The 17,620-nt window shown below is 58.4% G+C and carries 18 protein-coding genes; 15 read left to right on the top strand and 3 right to left on the bottom strand.

Annotated elements, in window-relative coordinates:
- Positions 1–638: 638 nt before the first annotated feature.
- Positions 639–1,205, bottom strand: a complete 567-nt coding sequence (locus SB772_RS01880) for a TetR/AcrR family transcriptional regulator (protein WP_410831581.1) — start codon at positions 1,203–1,205, stop codon at positions 639–641.
- 517 nt (positions 1,206–1,722) lie between these two features.
- Between SB772_RS01880 and SB772_RS01875 the strand changes: the two genes are divergently transcribed.
- On the top strand, positions 1,723–1,971 hold the full coding sequence (locus SB772_RS01875; RefSeq protein ID WP_410831563.1) for a hypothetical protein: 249 nt from the start codon (positions 1,723–1,725) through the stop codon (positions 1,969–1,971).
- A gap of 39 nt (positions 1,972–2,010) precedes the next feature.
- Positions 2,011–2,283, top strand: coding sequence for a hypothetical protein (locus SB772_RS01870; RefSeq protein WP_410831580.1), 273 nt, complete (start codon positions 2,011–2,013; stop codon positions 2,281–2,283).
- Between the two features lie 448 nt (positions 2,284–2,731).
- On the opposite strand, the gene SB772_RS01865 is transcribed toward SB772_RS01870, so the two are convergent.
- On the bottom strand, positions 2,732–3,502 hold the full coding sequence (locus SB772_RS01865; protein ID WP_410831579.1) for a GntR family transcriptional regulator: 771 nt from the start codon (positions 3,500–3,502) through the stop codon (positions 2,732–2,734).
- Positions 3,503–3,982: 480 nt separating this feature from the next.
- On the opposite strand from SB772_RS01865, the gene SB772_RS01860 reads away from it, so the two are divergent.
- The 13 genes from SB772_RS01860 to SB772_RS01800 all read left to right on the top strand — a co-directional run bounded on the left by SB772_RS01860 (position 3,983) and on the right by SB772_RS01800 (position 16,047).
- Positions 3,983–4,810, top strand: a complete 828-nt coding sequence (locus SB772_RS01860) for an alpha/beta fold hydrolase (RefSeq protein WP_410831578.1) — start codon at positions 3,983–3,985, stop codon at positions 4,808–4,810.
- A 75-nt stretch (positions 4,811–4,885) separates the two neighbouring features.
- Positions 4,886–5,704 (top strand): Rieske 2Fe-2S domain-containing protein, encoded by an 819-nt coding sequence (locus SB772_RS01855; protein WP_410831577.1) that lies wholly within the window; start codon positions 4,886–4,888, stop codon positions 5,702–5,704.
- Complete coding sequence (locus tag SB772_RS01850) at positions 5,656–6,234, top strand: RHO alpha subunit C-terminal catalytic domain-containing protein (RefSeq protein ID WP_410831576.1); 579 nt, start codon at positions 5,656–5,658, stop codon at positions 6,232–6,234. Before SB772_RS01855 ends, SB772_RS01850 begins: the two co-directional genes overlap by 49 nt.
- Positions 6,235–6,340: 106 nt before the next feature.
- Positions 6,341–6,904, top strand: coding sequence for an aromatic-ring-hydroxylating dioxygenase subunit beta (locus SB772_RS01845; protein ID WP_410831575.1), 564 nt, complete (start codon positions 6,341–6,343; stop codon positions 6,902–6,904).
- A gap of 9 nt (positions 6,905–6,913) precedes the next feature.
- Positions 6,914–7,240 carry a non-heme iron oxygenase ferredoxin subunit gene (locus SB772_RS01840; RefSeq protein WP_410831574.1) on the top strand — a complete coding sequence of 109 codons (327 nt, stop codon included), beginning with the start codon at positions 6,914–6,916 and terminating at the stop codon, positions 7,238–7,240.
- A complete protein-coding gene (locus SB772_RS01835; protein WP_410831573.1) occupies positions 7,237–8,469 on the top strand; it encodes an NAD(P)/FAD-dependent oxidoreductase in 1,233 nt (410 codons plus the stop codon). The genes SB772_RS01840 and SB772_RS01835 overlap by 4 nt, the downstream gene beginning before the upstream one ends.
- Positions 8,466–9,293: a 3-(cis-5,6-dihydroxycyclohexa-1,3-dien-1-yl)propanoate dehydrogenase gene (gene hcaB / locus SB772_RS01830; protein ID WP_410831572.1), complete on the top strand. Its 828-nt coding sequence runs from the start codon at positions 8,466–8,468 to the stop codon at positions 9,291–9,293. Before SB772_RS01835 ends, hcaB begins: the two co-directional genes overlap by 4 nt.
- A gap of 15 nt (positions 9,294–9,308) precedes the next feature.
- On the top strand, positions 9,309–10,184 hold the full coding sequence (bphC, locus tag SB772_RS01825) for a biphenyl-2,3-diol 1,2-dioxygenase (RefSeq protein WP_410831571.1): 876 nt from the start codon (positions 9,309–9,311) through the stop codon (positions 10,182–10,184).
- Positions 10,185–10,340: 156 nt separating this feature from the next.
- Positions 10,341–11,147, top strand: coding sequence for a 2-keto-4-pentenoate hydratase (locus SB772_RS01820; protein WP_410831570.1), 807 nt, complete (start codon positions 10,341–10,343; stop codon positions 11,145–11,147).
- A 104-nt stretch (positions 11,148–11,251) separates the two neighbouring features.
- Positions 11,252–12,202 carry an acetaldehyde dehydrogenase (acetylating) gene (locus SB772_RS01815; RefSeq protein WP_410831569.1) on the top strand — a complete coding sequence of 317 codons (951 nt, stop codon included), beginning with the start codon at positions 11,252–11,254 and terminating at the stop codon, positions 12,200–12,202.
- Positions 12,203–12,216: 14 nt separating this feature from the next.
- Positions 12,217–13,254 carry a 4-hydroxy-2-oxovalerate aldolase gene (gene dmpG, locus SB772_RS01810; RefSeq protein WP_410831568.1) on the top strand — a complete coding sequence of 346 codons (1,038 nt, stop codon included), beginning with the start codon at positions 12,217–12,219 and terminating at the stop codon, positions 13,252–13,254.
- A gap of 100 nt (positions 13,255–13,354) precedes the next feature.
- Entirely contained in the window at positions 13,355–15,157 is a 1,803-nt protein-coding gene (locus SB772_RS01805) for an FAD-dependent oxidoreductase (RefSeq protein ID WP_410831567.1), read from the top strand.
- A gap of 200 nt (positions 15,158–15,357) precedes the next feature.
- Complete coding sequence (locus SB772_RS01800; protein ID WP_410831566.1) at positions 15,358–16,047, top strand: OmpW/AlkL family protein; 690 nt, start codon at positions 15,358–15,360, stop codon at positions 16,045–16,047.
- Positions 16,048–16,166: 119 nt separating this feature from the next.
- Here the strand turns inward: SB772_RS01800 and SB772_RS01795 are convergent, their stop codons facing one another.
- The gene (locus SB772_RS01795) at positions 16,167–17,270 is read right to left on the bottom strand and encodes an AraC family transcriptional regulator (RefSeq protein ID WP_410831565.1); all 1,104 of its coding nucleotides are present in this window, start codon (positions 17,268–17,270) and stop codon (positions 16,167–16,169) included.
- Positions 17,271–17,620: the final 350 nt, after the last annotated feature.

Below are 17,620 nucleotides of genomic sequence, written 5' to 3'. Positions count from 1 at the left end.
TAATGCGCTAATGCCGCCACATCGACGTCGCCGCGGTTTTCGATCAGCTCAACGGTCGCGGGAGACCTCGCCAAACGGGAGGGCAGATCACGCCGGTGCAAAGCATTGGGCGCGCAGGCGCGCAGCGTTGTATGCCAGAGCGACGCGTACGGCAGCACGCTCCCGTTGTGCCAAGTCAAACTTGGATCAGCCATTGCTGCTATCCCCGGCCGGGCTTGCCTGACGAGGCTCACCATTGATCGACCGGCAATCTGCTCCGCATGCTGCTGCAGGATACGCGGCGCTTCGAGTGACAGCGCGTGTGATGGGTGCTGACGGTCTGGGCGAGCAGTTCGCGGGTACCACCGCCCAATCAGGCCACCAGGCATCTCGCGACGTTTCGTGCGATCGCGTAAAAATATCCGGACAGGAGTCCCGACAGCATCCTCTACGATCTGGTCGCGGCAGTCCCGGCGCCGAGGTTCGCCGCCGTGAAAGTCGCTGGCCTGCTCCATCTGGCGGCGTCAGGCTGAATGTGTGACGGCCTTCAGAGCCGTGTCGGACTGCCCGCGGCAAGCGGCGCCTTTCAACCGCGCGCGCTTGGGCAGTGAGTTCTCAGCATCGCGGACCACAGACTCATGACAGCAGGTCGCGCGTGCTCATTCGTCAGCCTTGCCGAGGCCACTCCATACGACCTTGACAGCCTTGCGGAAGGCATGCAGTTGCGAGGGACTGTTGTCACTCCAGCGAAGAAAAATAACGAGGCCCTCGCAACTGGACACGATCAATGCAGCGCGCAATTCGCGTTCTTCCATCGACAGTACCGGATTGAGTTCGCCAACGAGCTTTGCAAAGAGCCTCGTGAACTGCTTTTGTACCTCTACAACGACATCGCGCGCAAACGGTTCATGCAGCGCCAACCCCCAACCTTCGAAGAGGGCTGCGGGCATCCCAGGTTTGACAAACTCGGCGAAAGCGTCGTCGATGATCGCTTCGAGCCGCGCCTGCGGGGAGCGATTTCTGTTTTCGGCGAAGCCTCGAAAGCGTTCGAAGTACCGTTTTGCGACCTCCTCGAGCGTGGCGCGCAACAGCGCTTCACGGGTCGAAAAATAGTGCTGTAACGTGCTCAGGCGAATGCCTGCATCGTTGGCCACGCGGTTGATCGTGTACCCCGCGTAACCGGCCGCGATCAGCACGTTGATCGATACCTCGATGATCTCGGGCACCCGACTCTCCCGATTGCCGCGCCGTCTCGCGGGCGCCGCGGTTCGTGGATCAAATATCGCTGCGGAAGTGAGGGTCAGTTTTTTCACGTGTACTCCGTTCTGAGGCGCTGACTGTCCCGCTGTTCGGCGCAAAGTTCGCGTCTGGCAACGGTCCGTGGGGGCGCACCCGCCCTGTGCGACAGCAATCAACGGTGCGGTTCTGCGCTTTCCGGGCATCGCGTTGACGGTTGGCGGTGCGACCGCGGCGGTTTCTTCGGAAATCGCTCCACTTAACAGGTTATCTAACCGGACTTAAGTATAGGTTGAAAAACCGGTTTCCTCAAACATCGGCGCCTCAAATATCCGATGAAATAACGCTTATAAGCCGGTATCGTTTACCCTCGCCGGTCAAAATAAGCAGTTGCATTATAGGTTGAATAACCTATATTTGTCGGTAAGGTAACCGACAAGACGATGCAATGTTCCAGCCACGAATTGGCGGGACACGATGGTGGCGCCGCGGTGGGAGGAGAGCGAGATGGGTTCCGGAGAGATGTGCTTGCGATCGCTGGTCGCAAAGTGGTTTGGGCACTCGGCGGTGATGACCGTACGCGTGGTGGAGTTCAGTCGCACACCATCGGATCGAAGGCGCTACGTGCGCATCGGCGTGGTGCGGCCGGACCGAAGTTTGACCATCGTTTTCTTCCGGCACGATGACGGTTCGTGGAACGTGTTCCCGGCAAAGGCGAGCACGCCGGCGATGCGCGCTTACCCGCTTGCAGCATAAGCGATGGGTTGCTAGTCGGGCGATCTCGGGAGAAACGGAATGAACATCCTGGAATTGGCGGCGGATGCTGGAATGCTGGTCGTACTTGACGGCAGAATCGGCCGCACCGAGTATCGAAGCGTCCATGGAACCCTGGATGCGTTCCAGCGTTTTGTTCACGCGTTGGAATCGGCACTGGCGAACAGAGAGGAATCCGATTGGTCTCAGTGTCGAGTAGCCCGTGCGCGGAGTCTTTGTCATCTTAAAGAAGTGGAGCCGGAGCGCCACGATAGAGACCTTCACGCTGACTCAGAATGCGTATCTGGCCACTGACCATGAAACTGAAACGGGTGCAGAACAAGCTAGTGCCGGATCGAGTTCACTCACACAGGGGAGCAAGCTCGATTGGATGGAGAGACTGATGAAGGATTCAGCAATCTACGCTAGGTGACGGTGCTTACTGCTATCGCCGCAGGGCTCCATCCGGTCTCGTCCTACGCCAGCGCGCTCGATCGCATCTCTTTGAAGTCATGCAGGTAGAGCTGGAACCGAAAGTGCCGCCGCACCGCATGGCTGATGATCGTCGCCGGAAACCGGTGGCTGGGATAAAGCGATTTCGTTTTCGTCATCGCATCATGTTACGCGAACACCCCGCCAACGTGATAGCGCCCTGTAGGCTAGTAGGAATTTCGCGGTCGTTGTTCCGCTGTGAGACGGCGCGGTACTGACCGACCGGCTGATGGTCATCGCGCCGCAAATTCACCGACTGTGCAAGGACGAATCAACTTTCTGGATCATTCAGCAGCCCGTTGGACCGAATGACATTTGCAGATCGACGGATATGGGCAGCCAAAGCCGAAACTGCCCGTTCCGTATCACGGCTCATGGCGGCTTCGAATATTTCCTTGTGCTCGAAATGCACTTCGGCCGGCGGAGGACCTTGTGTGCCGGACAGACGACGGTAACGCTCCGAGTTGTGAAACAAGACATCCCTGAACCTCGCAAGCCACCTGGACGGGGATGCCGCAACGAGTGCCTCATGAAATTCCTTATTACGCATCTCCCACTCGTCAAAGCTTCCAGCCGGGTCGATGTTAAGCCGTTCTTCGATCCGGGTGAGCCTACGGAAGCAGAGGACGAGATTGTCTTCCCAGTCGCCTTTACCAGTCTCGATGCTTTCAATCAGAGCCGTTGTTTCCAGCGTGATGCGTGCATTGGTAAGGTCATCGAGGTCCGCCAGTGACATGGTGGCGACAGTGAATCCTTTCTGTCCCTCGGCGCTGATGAGACCGTCTCCGATCAAGCGAGTCAGTGCTTCGCGCAAGGTGCTTCCGCTGACGCCTAGAGATGTTTTCAGGGTGTCGAGGTGGCACCTTGAACCCTGAGGATAGACGCCTTTTATTATGCCGTCCCTGAGCATTGCATAGGTAGATTCGATGGCAGTTGACGCCTTTCCTTCTTTAAGACCGAGACCAAAGTCTGCCCGCGACCCGTTGGTTATCTTGGCCAACTTGCTCATTTCTTTAAAAACTCCCGAGTTTTGCTGAGTCACCGCTTTTCTCCCCTTCGTTAGACAGCAGTCAGCTTGGTCTGGTTTGCGATCAATCGGTAACTGCGGCACAGCTATGCAGAGCCGTATCGGCCCGTCAGACCAATGGCGCAGGCAGAGGGCGCGCGTATGAACGCGGACCTCGGCGCAGCTGGCGGTGTTGTTATGTCTCAACTGTTTCGCATGTCAATCATGGAGCACCGCGACTCGATTAGCAACGCTAGCTCAGCCCTGGATGCATGCCACTGGGACTTGGGCATCATCGGGTTTTCACGGATTCCAAAAAACGTCCGCGCACTCACAATAACGTCATTGTACACAAATAACGATATTTTGAGGATAAGACGTTTTTGTAGCAACTCACCGCAGGTGGCCGTAGTTGTGGGCCTGGAGGCAAGTCACGCCGCATCGATCTCGATAGCGTACTGCGCTGCCGGGCTTCTCCACCCTCGCAAGTCTAAAGTTCCTAACTGGAGTTCATAGATGGGCAACGCGAATGTAGAAATTGGCACCAAAGTGCGAGCCGGGGGCATCGACACCAATCTTCACGATGCCGGAAGCGGCCAGCCGGTAGTGCTGCTTCACGGCTCGGGTCCGGGCGTAACCGCCTGGGCGAACTGGAGAACGATCCTCCCGGAATTGTCGAAGACCCGGCGAGTTGTCGCTCCGGACCTTGTGGGCTTTGGGTTCACCGAGCGGCCGGCAGGAATTTCGTACGGCCTTCAAACCTGGGCAGACCATGTGACAGGGGTTCTGGATGCGCTGGAACTAGATCGTGTGGATCTGATTGGCAATTCACTCGGCGGTGCCGTCGCGCTCGCGCTTGCCATCAAATTCCCGGAAAGGGTTCGCCGGTTGGTGCTGATGGGTTCCGGTGGCCCCAAGGGTAGGATTACCGAGGGACTTGAGGCTGTGTGGGGTTATGAACCGTCTGTGGCCAATATGCGGGTCGTGCTGGATTACCTCTCCTACGACCGCAGCCGGGTCACGGATGACTTGGCCAAATTGCGCTACGAAGCCAGTATCAGACCCGGGCATCAGGAGTCGTTTGGTGCGATGTTCCCGAGCCCGAGGCAGCAGCGGCTCGACGAACTGTCAATCCCCGACCACGACCTCCAGTCCATCCAGCACGAGACGCTGTTACTGCACGGTCGCGAGGACCGAGTGGTCCCGGTGGAAACGTCGATTCGGCTGAATCAGCTCCTCAAGTCGTCCCAGCTGCATGTTTTCGGCAAATGCGGGCATTGGGTACAGATCGAGCAGACACGAGGATTCATCAGCCAGGTCCAGGATTTCCTCTCCGCAGAGTGATTCCGAAATTGGGGCGTTGGGCGATTTCGAAGTGATGTGGTGAGCGGAAAGTTGACAGTAACCCCGGAGGAGACAATGAGTCACAACGATACACACCCTATCAAGCTGAGCAAGACATGGCGGGACAGCGACATTCAGGCACTGGTGCGCGAGGACACAGGGCGCCTCGATCCGCGCATTTATTCCGATGAAGATCTCTACCAGCTCGAGCTGGAACGGGTTTTTGGTCGATCGTGGCTGTTGCTCGGGCACGAGAGCCAGATAAGCAAATCGGGGGACTACATCACCAACTATATGGGAGAGGACCCGGTTCTTGTTGTACGCCAGAAGGACGGCACCATTGCTGTCTTCCTGAATCAATGCCGTCACCGCGGCATGCGTATTTGCCGCGCGGATTCTGGTAACGCCAAGGCATTCACGTGCAGCTACCACGGCTGGGCCTACGACACGGGCGGCAATTTGGTCAATGTCCCCTTCCAGGCGGAAGCGCTTCCCTGTCTGGACAAGAAAGAGTGGAGCCCGCTGAAAGCGCGCGTCGAGACCTACAAGGGGCTGATTTTCGCAAATTGGGACAACGACGCCCCCGACCTGATCACCTATCTGGGCGATGCAACGTTCTATATGGACCACATGCTGGATCGCACCGAGGCAGGTACCGAAGCGATTCCAGGTGTGCAAAAGTGGGTTATTCCGTGCAACTGGAAATTCGCGGCGGAACAGTTCTGCAGCGACATGTATCACGCTGGCACGACTTCCCACCTCTCCGGCATTCTCGCCGGCTTACCCGAGGGCGTTGAGCTTGCAGACCTTGCGCCGCCGACGGTCGGCAAGCAGTACCGCGCCAAGTGGGGGGGCACGGTTCGGGCTTCTATATTGGCGATCCCAATCTTCTGATTGCCATTTCGGGGCCGAAGATCGCGAGCTACTGGACCGAAGGTCCCGCGGCCGAGAAGGCTGCTCAACGACTGGGCAGCGTTGAGCGCGGGACCCGCGTCATGGCGCAGCATATGACCGTTTTTCCCACCTGTTCCTTCCTCCCCGGATTGAACACGATTCGCGCATGGCATCCCCGCGGGCCGAACGAGGTGGAAGTCTGGGCGTTCACGCTCGTCGATGCAGACGCACCCGACGATATCAAGGAAGAGTTCCGTCGCCAGTCGTTGCGTACCTTCTCGGCAGGTGGGGTATTCGAGCAGGACGACGGTGAAAACTGGGTTGAGATCCAGCATATCCTGCGCGGTACCAAGGCGCGTAGTCGTCCCTTCAATATGGAAATGGGGCTTGGCAAGGTCACGGAAGATGATTCCGAATACCCCGGGCGGATCAGTTATGTCTATAGCGAAGAAGCCGCGCGCGGGCTTTACAGCCAATGGGCGCGGATGATGATCTCGCCGGATTGGGCCGCACTGAACGCTACGCGCTGAGTCAGTTAATGCCTCGGCTCGAGGCCGGCCGGTTGATGGCCGGAGTCAGGTCTTGAGCGCTGTCTGATCCAGCGATCCTGCCATTAGAAATTCAGAGGGAATGGTCATGTCTGATCCCGTCAAGAAAGCCGACATCTTTACCAGGAAGCCGGTACCTGTTTCGCCCGAGCTACAGCACGAAATCGAGCAGTTTTACTACTGGGAAGCCAAGCTGCTCAATGATCGTCGATTCGAAGAGTGGTTTGCCCTGCTCGCGAAAGACATCCGGTATTTCATGCCGATCCGCACAACGCGGATCATGCGTGATGCAGCTCAGGAATATTCGAAAGCCAACGAGTTAGCGCATTTCGATGAAGACGCAACGACGATGAAAGGGCGGTTGAGAAAAATCGTTTCGGACGTCGGTTGGTCGGAAAATCCGGCGTCACGTACTCGCCATCTCGTCAGCAACGTGATGATCCTCAATGGCGCGTCCGCCGGCGAGTACCAGATCTCCAGTGCCTTCATCGTGTATCGAAATCGCCTGGAACGCCAAACCGATATTTTCGCGGGCGAGCGGCGAGATACCCTGCGCCGCACGGATTCCGACGCAGGCTTCGAAATCGTCGACCGGACCATCCTGATCGATCAGAGCACGATTCTGGCCAACAATCTCAGCTTCTTTTTCTAGGATAAAAGTATGGCATGGACGTACATCATGCAGCAGACGGATCTGCCGCCAGGCGAGATGCAACGTCACGAGGGCGGCCAGGAACCGGTGATGGTCTGCAATGTCGACGGCGAATTCTTTGCTGTGCAGGACACTTGCACGCATGGGAACTGGGCGTTGTCCGATGGCTACCTGGATGGCGACGTGATCGAGTGCTCGCTGCATTTTGGCAAGTTTTGTGTGCGGACCGGAAAGGTGAAAGCCCTGCCGACCTGCAAGCCGCTCAAGATCTTTCCGATCAAGGTGGAAGCGGGCGGGGTGCATGTCGACCTTGAAGCTGGCGAGGTGAAGCAATGACGTCCCATGTCGCAATCGTTGGCAATGGCGTTGCGGGTTTTTCGACCGCGCAGGCGCTACGCGCTGATGGTTTCGACGGTCGTATTTCGCTAATTGGAAGCGAGGCGTATTTGCCCTACGATCGTCCGTCGCTGTCGAAGGCGGTGCTGGGCGGACTGTTGGAGCGGCCTCCGGTCCTGGCCGAGTCCGCATGGTTCGATGAGGCTCGCATCGAGTTGCTGACCGGCCGGACTGTCAGCAGCCTAGACGCAGTCGCTCGCAGGATCGGCTTCGAGGACGGGGCTACGCTTGCCGCGGACGCCATCGTCCTCGCGACGGGCAGTCGTGCGCGAGGATTGCCGCTTCCGGGAAGTCAGTTGCGCGGCGTCGTCTCGCTTCGAACCTATGACGATGTGCAGCCGTTGTGTCGGAGCTGGACGACCGGAACGCGGCTGGTCATCGTAGGCGGCGGTCTGATTGGTTGCGAAGTCGCGACGACCGCTCGGAAACTCGGTCTGGAAGTGACCATCCTGGAAGCTGCAGACGAGCTGCTGGTTCGGGTGCTGGGGCGGCGTGTGGGGGCGTGGCTGCGCGAGGCCCTTTTAGCGATGGGAGTGCAGGTTGAGTTGCGTACCGGCGTAGCTGGATTTTCCGGAGCGCAGCAGCTCGAAGCGGTGACTGCCAGTGATGGGCGCCGCTTTACCGCCGACAACGCGCTTGTCTGCATCGGCGCCGAACCCGCTGACCAGCTGGCTCGGCAGGCCGGTCTAACCTGCGACCGCGGCGTCATCGTGGATGATCGTGGTGCAACGTCTGCTGAAGGTGTTTTTGCTGTTGGAGATGTAGCCAGTTGGCCGCTTCGTGACGGCGGGCGGCGCTCACTCGAGACTTATCTGAATGCCGAGCGGCAGGCAGCAGCGGTGGCTGCCGCAATCCTGGGAAAGGCAAGATCCGCGCCGCAGGTGCCTGTTTCCTGGACAGAGATTGCCGGGCATCGAATGCAGATGGCCGGGGATATCGAGGGGCCGGGCGAGTTCATCATGCGCGGAACCCTGGGTGACGGTGCGGCACTGCTCTTCCGTCTTTCGGGGGGGAGGCTTCAGGCCGTTGTCGCAATGGACGCGCCGCGGGACTTCGCCGTAGCTACGAGACTGGTGGAAGCAGGGGCAGTTGTGGAGCCGGCACGATTGGGGGATTTATCGAACAACATGCGCGATTTTCTGCGCGTACATCAAGGAGACGCAGCGTGAAACTGAAAGGCGAAGTGGCATTGATTACCGGCGGCAGTGCCGGCCTTGGGCGGGCAATCGTGGATCGCTATATCGCCGAAGGGGCTCGCGTTGCGGTGCTGGACAAATCGGTGTCCGGTCTGGATGAGCTCAGAAACCGTCATGGCGACGCGCTGATCGGAATCGAGGGTGACGTGCGCTTTCTCGATAGTCATCGGGAAGCTGTGGCGCGCTGCACGGAGGCGTTCGGCAAGCTCGATTGTCTGGTCGGCAATGCCGGCGTGTGGGATTTCTCGACTCAGCTGGTGGACATCCCTGCTGACCGCCTTGAAGAGGCATTTGACGAGATGTTCGCCGTGAACGTCAAGGGCTATGTGCTGGCAGCCAAAGCCGCGCTGCCAGCTCTGTACAAAAGCAGAGGCAGCGCGATCTTTACCGCATCAAGTGCCGCGTTTTACGCTGGAGGCGGCGGAGTTCTCTATACCGCCAGCAAGAACGCCGTGATCGGCCTGGTCAAGCAACTCGCCTACGAGTGGGGCCCTCATGTCCGTGTCAATGGCATCGCGCCGGGAGGCGTGCTTGGTACCGATTTGCGCGGCCCCGAGACGTTGAACCTTCAGGATACGAGTATCAAGGCAGTGCCGCTTGCCGACGCACTGGGACCGGTTCTGCCGGCCGGTTGCGTTGCGTCGGCGGACGAATATGCCGGAGCCTACGTCTTCTTCGCGACGCGCGAGGACACCGTTTCGTTGACGGGCAGCGTGCTGAATTATGACGGCGGCATGGGGGTACGCGGCTTGTTCGGTGCGAATCTTGGCGCACAACTCGACAAGCATTTCATTTAAGCAGGAGACACGGATATGAGCATTCAACGCCTCGGGTATCTCGGATTTGAAGTAACGGATGTATCTGCGTGGCGCTCGTTCGTCACGGGCAAGCTGGGCGCGATGGAGGGCGCTGTAACGGAGGCGCAGGCGCAGTTCCGGACCGATTCCCGCGACTGGCGGCTCTCCGTTACCGAGGGCCCCTCCGATGATTATCTCTTTGCGGGCTACGAGGTCGAAGATGAAAAAGCACTCTACCGAGTGCAGGAACGTCTGGAGGCTCACGGCGTCGAGGTAAAGGTTGAAGGTGCCGATCTGGTCGCGAAGCGGGGCGTGCTCGGGTTGCTTTCCTGCGCCGATCCATTCGGAAACCGGGTCGAAATTTACTACGGTGCAACGGAGCGATTCGAGCAACCGTTTGCTTCTCCGCTCGGCGTATCGGGTTTTCAAACCGGGGACCAGGGCCTCGGTCACTATGTCCTGAACGTTCAGGATATGGACGCCGCGCTCAGCTTCTATACCGACGCAGTCGGCATGAAGCTCTCGGACGTTATTGACTGGAAGCTCAACGCTGAATTGAGTACAACTCTCTATTTTCTGCATTGCAACGGCCGTCATCACACACTGGCATTGGCCAAACTGCCGGGGGCGAAAAAACTCCATCACTTCATGCTGCAAAGCGAAGCGCTGGACGATGTCGGTTTCGCCTATGACAGGTTTGATGCCGAGGGTGCCCTCGTTACGACGCTCGGCCGCCACACCAACGATCACATGTTTTCGTTTTATGGGGCGACGCCATCGGGCTTCGCGGTCGAGTTTGGCTGGGGCGCTCGCGATGTGGAGGTCGGCTGGTCCGTGGTCCGCTACGACCGTATCAGCGTATGGGGACATAAGCTAGTCGGTCGTATATAGGACACCAAATTGTCATGTAAAGCCTAATGTCGCATTGCCAAGGCATTGGCGTGATCGCTTGAGGCGGTGTCACGACAAGAGGTGCTCGCCATCACCGCGGTTGCGCAATCCCTTGCGCGGCGATCATCGAAACCAGGAACACATCAGAAGGTTGCAATGAATCAACCGGATACCGCGTTAGCCCGCACAGCACTCGAAGCCGCCGATCTTCTGCACGAGGCCGAGCTCAAGAGAGTGGCCATACCTCCGGTACGGTCTCTAATCGGCGAAACCGATTTGAAGCTGGCCTATGCAGTGCAGGCGATCAACACGCGACGGGCACTGGAGGCGGGCCGCCGCCTCGTGGGTCGAAAAATCGGTTTGACGTCCGTGGCCGTCCAGAAGCAGCTAGGGGTGGGGCAGCCGGACTACGGCATGCTATTTGCCGATATGGCGCGCGTCGAAGGCGAGGAGATCGTACTCAAAGACGTACTTCAGCCAAAGGTCGAAGCAGAGATTGCGTTTGTCCTCGGGCGCGATCTTGACGCAGATCAGCTGACGGTGGCTGATCTGTTTCAGGCCATCGATTTTGCGGTGCCAGCCATCGAGATTGTCGGTTCCAGGGTACTTAACTGGGATATTCGCATCACCGACACCATTGCGGATAACGCATCGTCCGGACTTTATGTGTTGGGGTCCAAGCCGACTCGGCTCTGCGATTTCGACGCGCGCCATGCGGGCATGACGATGGCGAGGTCCGGTCTATTGGTGTCAGCTGGTGCTGGATCGGCTTGCCTGGGATCGCCGCTCAATTCCACACTGTGGCTTGCGACAGTCATGGCGCGGGCCGGCTATCCACTGCGCGCCGGTGACACAGTGCTCTCCGGTGCGCTGGGGCCCATGGTGCCGGTGGTGGCTGGGGACGTATTTGACGTATGCATTGACGGTCTGGGGTCGGTAACCGCGGCGTTCGAAAAAGAATAAGGCGGCGTCGTGGGAGTGCAATCTGCAGGAATGAACCCTGGCTTGTTCTCACAGGCTTGCGCGTTCACACGAACGCGAAATAAACAGACTCAAGGAGCATCACCATGACCCGTAAATTCAAAGCTGCCATTATCGGCAGTGGCAACATTGGCACAGACTTGATGATCAAGATCCTGCGTCATGGTCGCCACATCGAGATGGGCGCCATGGTCGGCATCGACCCTAAGAGCGACGGCCTTAGCCGAGCTGCGCGCCTCGGCGTGGCGACAACACACGAGGGCGTCGAAGGTCTCGCACGTCTGCCCGTGTTTGACGAAATCGACCTTGTCTTCGACGCCACCAGCGCGAGCGCTCATGTCAAGAACGATGCCTTCCTGCGTACACTGAAACCCGGCATCCTCCTGGTTGACCTCACGCCGGCGGCCATCGGTCCATATTGCATTCCCGTCGTGAACGGCGCGGCGCACCTCGATGCGACCAACGTCAACATGGTCACCTGCGGCGGGCAAGCCACTATCCCAATGGTTGCGGCTGTTTCGCGCGTCGCCACGGTGCACTACGGAGAAATCGTCGCATCGATTTCGAGTAAGAGCGCGGGCCCGGGTACGCGCGCCAACATCGACGAGTTCACTGAGACGACGTCGAAGGCCATTGAGGCGGTCGGCGGTGCTCGCAGAGGCAAGGCTATTATCGTGTTGAATCCGGCTGAACCGCCCCTGATGATGCGCGATACGGTCTACACGCTCAGTGACTTCGTCGATCAGGACTTGATCGCTGATTCGGTCGAACGCATGGTCGCCGAGGTACAAGCCTATGTGCCAGGCTACCGTCTGAAGCAAGCGGTTCAGTTTGACCGTATAGAGGCGAACCAGCCTATCAACATTCCGGGCGTTGGTGAGCGTATGACCGGTCTGAAAACCTCCATTTTTCTCGAAGTCGAGGGCGCAGCTCACTACCTTCCTTCGTACGCTGGCAATCTTGACATCATGACCAGTGCGGCGTTGCGTACCGCCGAGTCGATGGCCGCGCGCGTGCGTCCGGTTGCCGCTGCCTAAGAACAGGAAACATTATGACCAAGAAGATCTACATCTCGGATGTGACGCTGCGCGATGGTAGCCATGCGATCCGTCATCAATATTCGATTGAGCACGTGCGGACCATCGCCCAAGCACTCGACAGAGCTAAAGTGGACAGCATCGAAGTCGCGCATGGCGACGGCCTGCAAGGTTCAAGCTTCAACTACGGTTTTGGAGCTCATAGCGACTTGGAGTGGATCGAAGCCGTCGCCGACGTGGTGTCGCACGCCAAAATCGCGACACTGCTGATACCGGGCATTGGCACGATTCACGACCTCAAGGCCGCTTACGACGCCGGGGCGCGTGTTGTCCGGGTGGCTACGCACTGTACCGAAGCCGACATCTCAAAACAACATATCGAATACGCGCGTGAATTAGGTATGGACACGGTCGGCTTTCTCATGATGAGCCACATGACGACGCCGGATCGTCTGGCTGTTGAGGCGAAGAAGATGGAGGGCTATGGCGCGACCTGCGTCTACGTTGTGGACTCGGGTGGTGCGTTGACAATGACAGACGTGCGAGAACGCTTCCGCGCGTTGAAGGCGGTGCTGGATCCGAAGACGGAAACGGGCATGCATGCGCACCACAATCTGTCTCTTGGCGTCGCGAATTCCATTGTCGCCGTGGAGGAAGGCTGCGACCGCGTTGATGCGTCGCTTGCGGGAATGGGAGCGGGCGCCGGCAATGCACCACTCGAAGCGTTCATCGCTGCGGCTGACAGGATGGGTTGGAATCATGGTGCCGATCTCTATCGGCTAATGGACGCAGCCGATGACATCGTCCGCCCTCTGCAAGATCGTCCTGTGCGGGTGGATCGGGAGACGCTTGCGCTGGGTTATGCCGGCGTGTATTCGAGCTTTTTACGCCACAGTGAAGCGGCCGCCCATAAGTATGGCGTAAAAACTGTAGACATCCTGCTCGAACTGGGTCGCCGGCGCATGGTCGGTGGGCAGGAGGACATGATTGTGGACGTGGCGTTGGATCTGCGCAAACGGCAGGATCGTGAATGTACGACAGAAAGGCAGTGACGAACGAGCCCAAAACCTTGCCGATCCAGGCACCCGTGCAATCTTTAGCCCCCGATGCTGGACATGCAATTGAACATAACACCTCGAAAGAGGAGGAACTATGAGACAAATTCACGTCCCCGTATTCGTTGTTGGAGCGGGCCCCGCAGGACTGACGACCGCCGCGCTGCTGGCGAAATACGGAGTGGAGGTTCTCGCTATTACGCGATACCCCGGTACTGCACATACGCCCCGCGCGCACATTACGAATCAACGTACCGTCGAAGTGTTTCGGGACCTTGGCATCGAAGATCGCGTGCGCGCGCTCTCCACGTCGAATAAGTTGATGACCAACAACGTTTGGGTAACGAGCTTCGCTGGGACCGAACTCGGCCGCCTTCAGGCCTGGGGGACCGGGGAAAAGCGAAGCGCCGACTATGAGATGGCCAGCCCGTCCGAAATGTGCAACGCGCCGCAGCATTTGCTGGAGCCGGCAATACTGACGGCCGCGCGGGAATTTGGCGCACAGGTTCTCTTCAACACCGAACTGATGTCGATACGTCAGACCGAGGAGGCGGTGTTTTCCCGCGTGGTGGATCGCCTGACCGGGGAAGAAATCGAAGTGATTTCGGAATACGCGGTAGGTGCCGACGGCGCACAAAGCGTAGTCGTCAAAGATCTCAGCTTCGAACTCGAAGGGGAGGCGGGTCTCGGATACGCACTGAACTGCTGGCTTGAGGTCGATCTCAGTCAATACTGTGCACACCGTCCAGGCGTGCTGTATTGGCTGTATCAGCCCGGCTGCGACCGGCTAGGAAGCGGAGTATGGGTCTGCGTGCGCCCCTGGAACGAATGGGTGATGGTGTCGTTTTATAACCCCGCCGACGGGGAACCGGATCTCAGTGAGGACGCGGTCATCGCGAGGGCCCGCGCAACGATTGGCGACCCGGATATTCCGGTGCGCGTGAAGTCCGTATCGAAGTGGGCGATTAACCGGATGTTTGCGCGCCACATGGTGAAGGGACGCGTCGCGATTGCGGGTGATGCGGCGCACCGTCATCCGCCGACCAGCGGGCTCGGATTGAATACCTCGGTACAGGACGCATTCAATCTGGCATGGAAGCTTGCACTGATCGTCAAGGGGCAGGCGGCTCCATCGCTGCTGCAGACGTACTCCGATGAGCGACAACCGGTGGCGGAGCAAGTGGTGAACCGGGCCATCAAGTCGATGATGGAATTGTTGCAGGTTTTACACGCTTTGGGCTTCCGCGACGGCCAGGGAGCCGACGAAGGATGGGCTTCGCTGGACGAGCTTTTTTCCGATACTCATGTGGGCCGCACACGCAGGAAGCAGCTGGCCTCGGCGATCGAGCTGCAAAATTATCAGTTCAATGGCCATGGCGTCGAATTGGGCCAGCGCTATACCTCCGCCGCAGTCGTGCGGGACGACGCTCGCTTTCCCGAGCCGACCCGGGACGCGGAACTCTACTATCACGCGACCACCACGCCCGGCGCCTATATACCCCACGCGTGGATTCAACACGAAGGCAGCCGCGTCTCTACGCTGGACGTCGTTGGGCAAGGCTCTTTCGCGCTCTTGACCGGCATGGGCGGGCAACCCTGGGTCGAAGCACTCCGACAGGTCGGCGACGAATTCGGCATTTCCGTGAATGGCGTGGTCATCGCTCACGGCACGTGGACCTTCGACGCTTATGGGCGTTGGGGGGAGCTCCGAGAAATCGAGGATGGCGGTTGCGTGGTGGTTCGGCCGGACCGGTTTGTCGCCTATCGGGCCAATGATCTCGTTGCTGACCCTTTGGGGACTTTACGCCAGGTCTTCGCGCAGATACTCGGTCAAGAGCCGCAAAGCACCTCTGCCACTACGCCGCATACCGTTACAGCTTCGGCTCATGCCGGGAAATAAAATAGTTATCCTAATAATGTGATCTGGCTGAGTTATTGTGTTGCGAATCATACGCTTCTAGTGACTAAAAAATTCGAACGAGGCGGGGATTCGCGGTTTGACAGACCGTGTGATTGCTCCTGCGCAAAAAACTAGGGGTGGCGATAAGTCAAATTTTCGATGTCAATCGCAGTATAAATTTTAAATAAACGGAGACGAAGATGGAACGCAAGACGGAGAGGTCGACATTAAATATTTACAAGTGTTGTTTAGTACTATTTAGCATTATTCCGGCTGTCGCCAGTGCTCAAGATGTGGTATTCCAGCCGGATAACAGCCGCTGGTGGATCCGTGCCGGTGGCGCATGGGCGGCATTCAATGCCAGTGCGGATGTGAAGGCAGGTGGTCAGTTGATCCCAGGAGCAAGCGCAAACGTGAAAGACAATGCAGCATTCATGGCCGAATTCGGGTACCGGATAACGCCAAGTGTGTCTTTGGGTTTGACGATTGGCATACCGCCTACAACGACGATGAGCGGGGCGGGGACCGTAGCAGGTGCGGGGAAGCTTGGCAAAGTGAAATATGGCCCGACGGTATTAACGCTTCAGTACCAGTTTCAGGCGCTTGCTCGTTACAATCTGTACCCTTATCTGGGTGCCGGCGTTACATACGTTAAGATATTCGACACCTCCGACGGTGCTATCTCCGACTTTCAGGTGCGCAATGCGTGGGGTGGGGTGGCCCAGGCTGGACTGGAGTACCGGCTGACAAAACACGTTGGAATCTTCGTTGACGTTAAGAAATTCATTTTGCGCACCAGTGCAACAGGATATCTTGGGCCGGTGCCGCTCCATGCCTCCGCGCGTCTCGACCCCGTCATCGTAGCGGCCGGTATTGCATTCCGCTTCTAGATTGTCTGTCGCATGTTCAATCGCACGTTCGGTATCGGGTGAAAGATCGCATGGGTGCCTAGATCGGTAAGCTTTTGATTTGGCCTGCCATCTGGCACCGCGCGATAGGCGTAGCCAAGTTATCGCGTGGGAAGCCGATCGGTCGACATCTGTCCCAGCGCGACCGGATGCGCAGAGCGCTGTAAGCTGGGCGCAGCGCCCGTCCACTTCTTGAATGCCTTGCGAAAGTTGGATGCGTCGGAGAATCCTAGTCGTTCCGCAATCTGCTCGATCGTCAACGACGTCTGATTGAGATACTGTCGGGCCAGTCCGAGCCGCACCTCATCCAAAATCGCTTGGTATGACGTGCCTTGGGCCGCCAGTCTGCGGTGTAGTGTGCGAACCGACATGCCGAAGCGTTCGGCCAGCACATCGACGTTCTCAAAGCGGCCAGGCTGCCTGAGGAGAAAGCCATGGATCGCGGATACGAGCTCGGAGTCGGTCTCCACGCCGGCTAGTACCTGTTCGCAGAAGTCGTCGCAAACAAGCGCAGTCATCGGGTTCGCGTTCGGCAGCTTGCGATCGCGTGCGCTCGCGTCGTAATGCCACTCCATCACTTGCGCGTCGAACTCCACCGGACAGCTGAACATCCGCGTGTAGGCTCTCCGGTGTGCGGGGGCGGGGTAGGGGAGCAACATCCGGGTCGAAGGAAAGGGCGCTTCGAGGACGCGGCTAAGCAGTGAATTAATTGAAGCGCGCCAGAATTCTGCCACGAACGGAAGTAGGTCTCCCAGAGACCAGGGATCATGGCTGCGCAAGATTCCGATATCGCCGTCGATACGCGAACTGATCGGCAGGACGGGGCCCGCATGACGCAGGTGCTTCAGGCACAGATCGAGCGCTGCGCCCAACGTTGGGCTGCTGGCAATGGCATAGCCGTATACCCCGAAGTCGCTGACACGCTGCCGCGCACCCGCGAGCAGTCCGATATCGGGGCGCTTGGCTAGCCGATAGGCGTTGCGGTAGATGGCCAGACGTTGATGGCGCGAAATCAATGTCCGAGGATCATCGAATTGCTTAATTCGGACTCCGGTTCCGGACAATATGTCCCGCGCAGGGACACCTTCGTCGGCCAACTCGGCAAAAAGCGCGTCCAGGCCGAATAGCATCATCGTCGGCGCATGAGGGCCACCGGCGTGGCCCACGAACACGTCGTCGGTTACGGCGTTCGACGTGGACGCCATAGCATTCTCCAAGGCATTGAATGACTCTATATTGGCAGAAAAACACTCCTTGCTGAACCCGGGTTACCCCGCGGCGAGCGCTGTTACCGGAAAGAGATGCAGCGCGTGTTGTCACTCACGTCACCAGGGCTGCCCGGGGATAGCCACCCTTGCTCCGAAGGCATCCACAAACGGGCGATGCAGCTCGTGAAGCAAAATCATCTAGTGCAGGGAGAAAATGAACTGGTACGCCGAGCGGCGTTTTGCGACAGTGGTTCAGTTGAGCTCCACACCATCCCGATGAACATGCGTGACCCGTTAGCGAGAACGCGACTGCTGACGACCTTGTGCGAATCTCGTCGATTCCATCT

The organism is Paraburkholderia sp. SIMBA_030 (assembly GCF_046535245.1).
GTDB lineage: Bacteria > Pseudomonadota > Gammaproteobacteria > Burkholderiales > Burkholderiaceae > Paraburkholderia.
The sequence above is the reverse complement of the archived record's forward strand: the minus strand, read 5'-3'. Positions and strand labels throughout refer to the sequence as shown.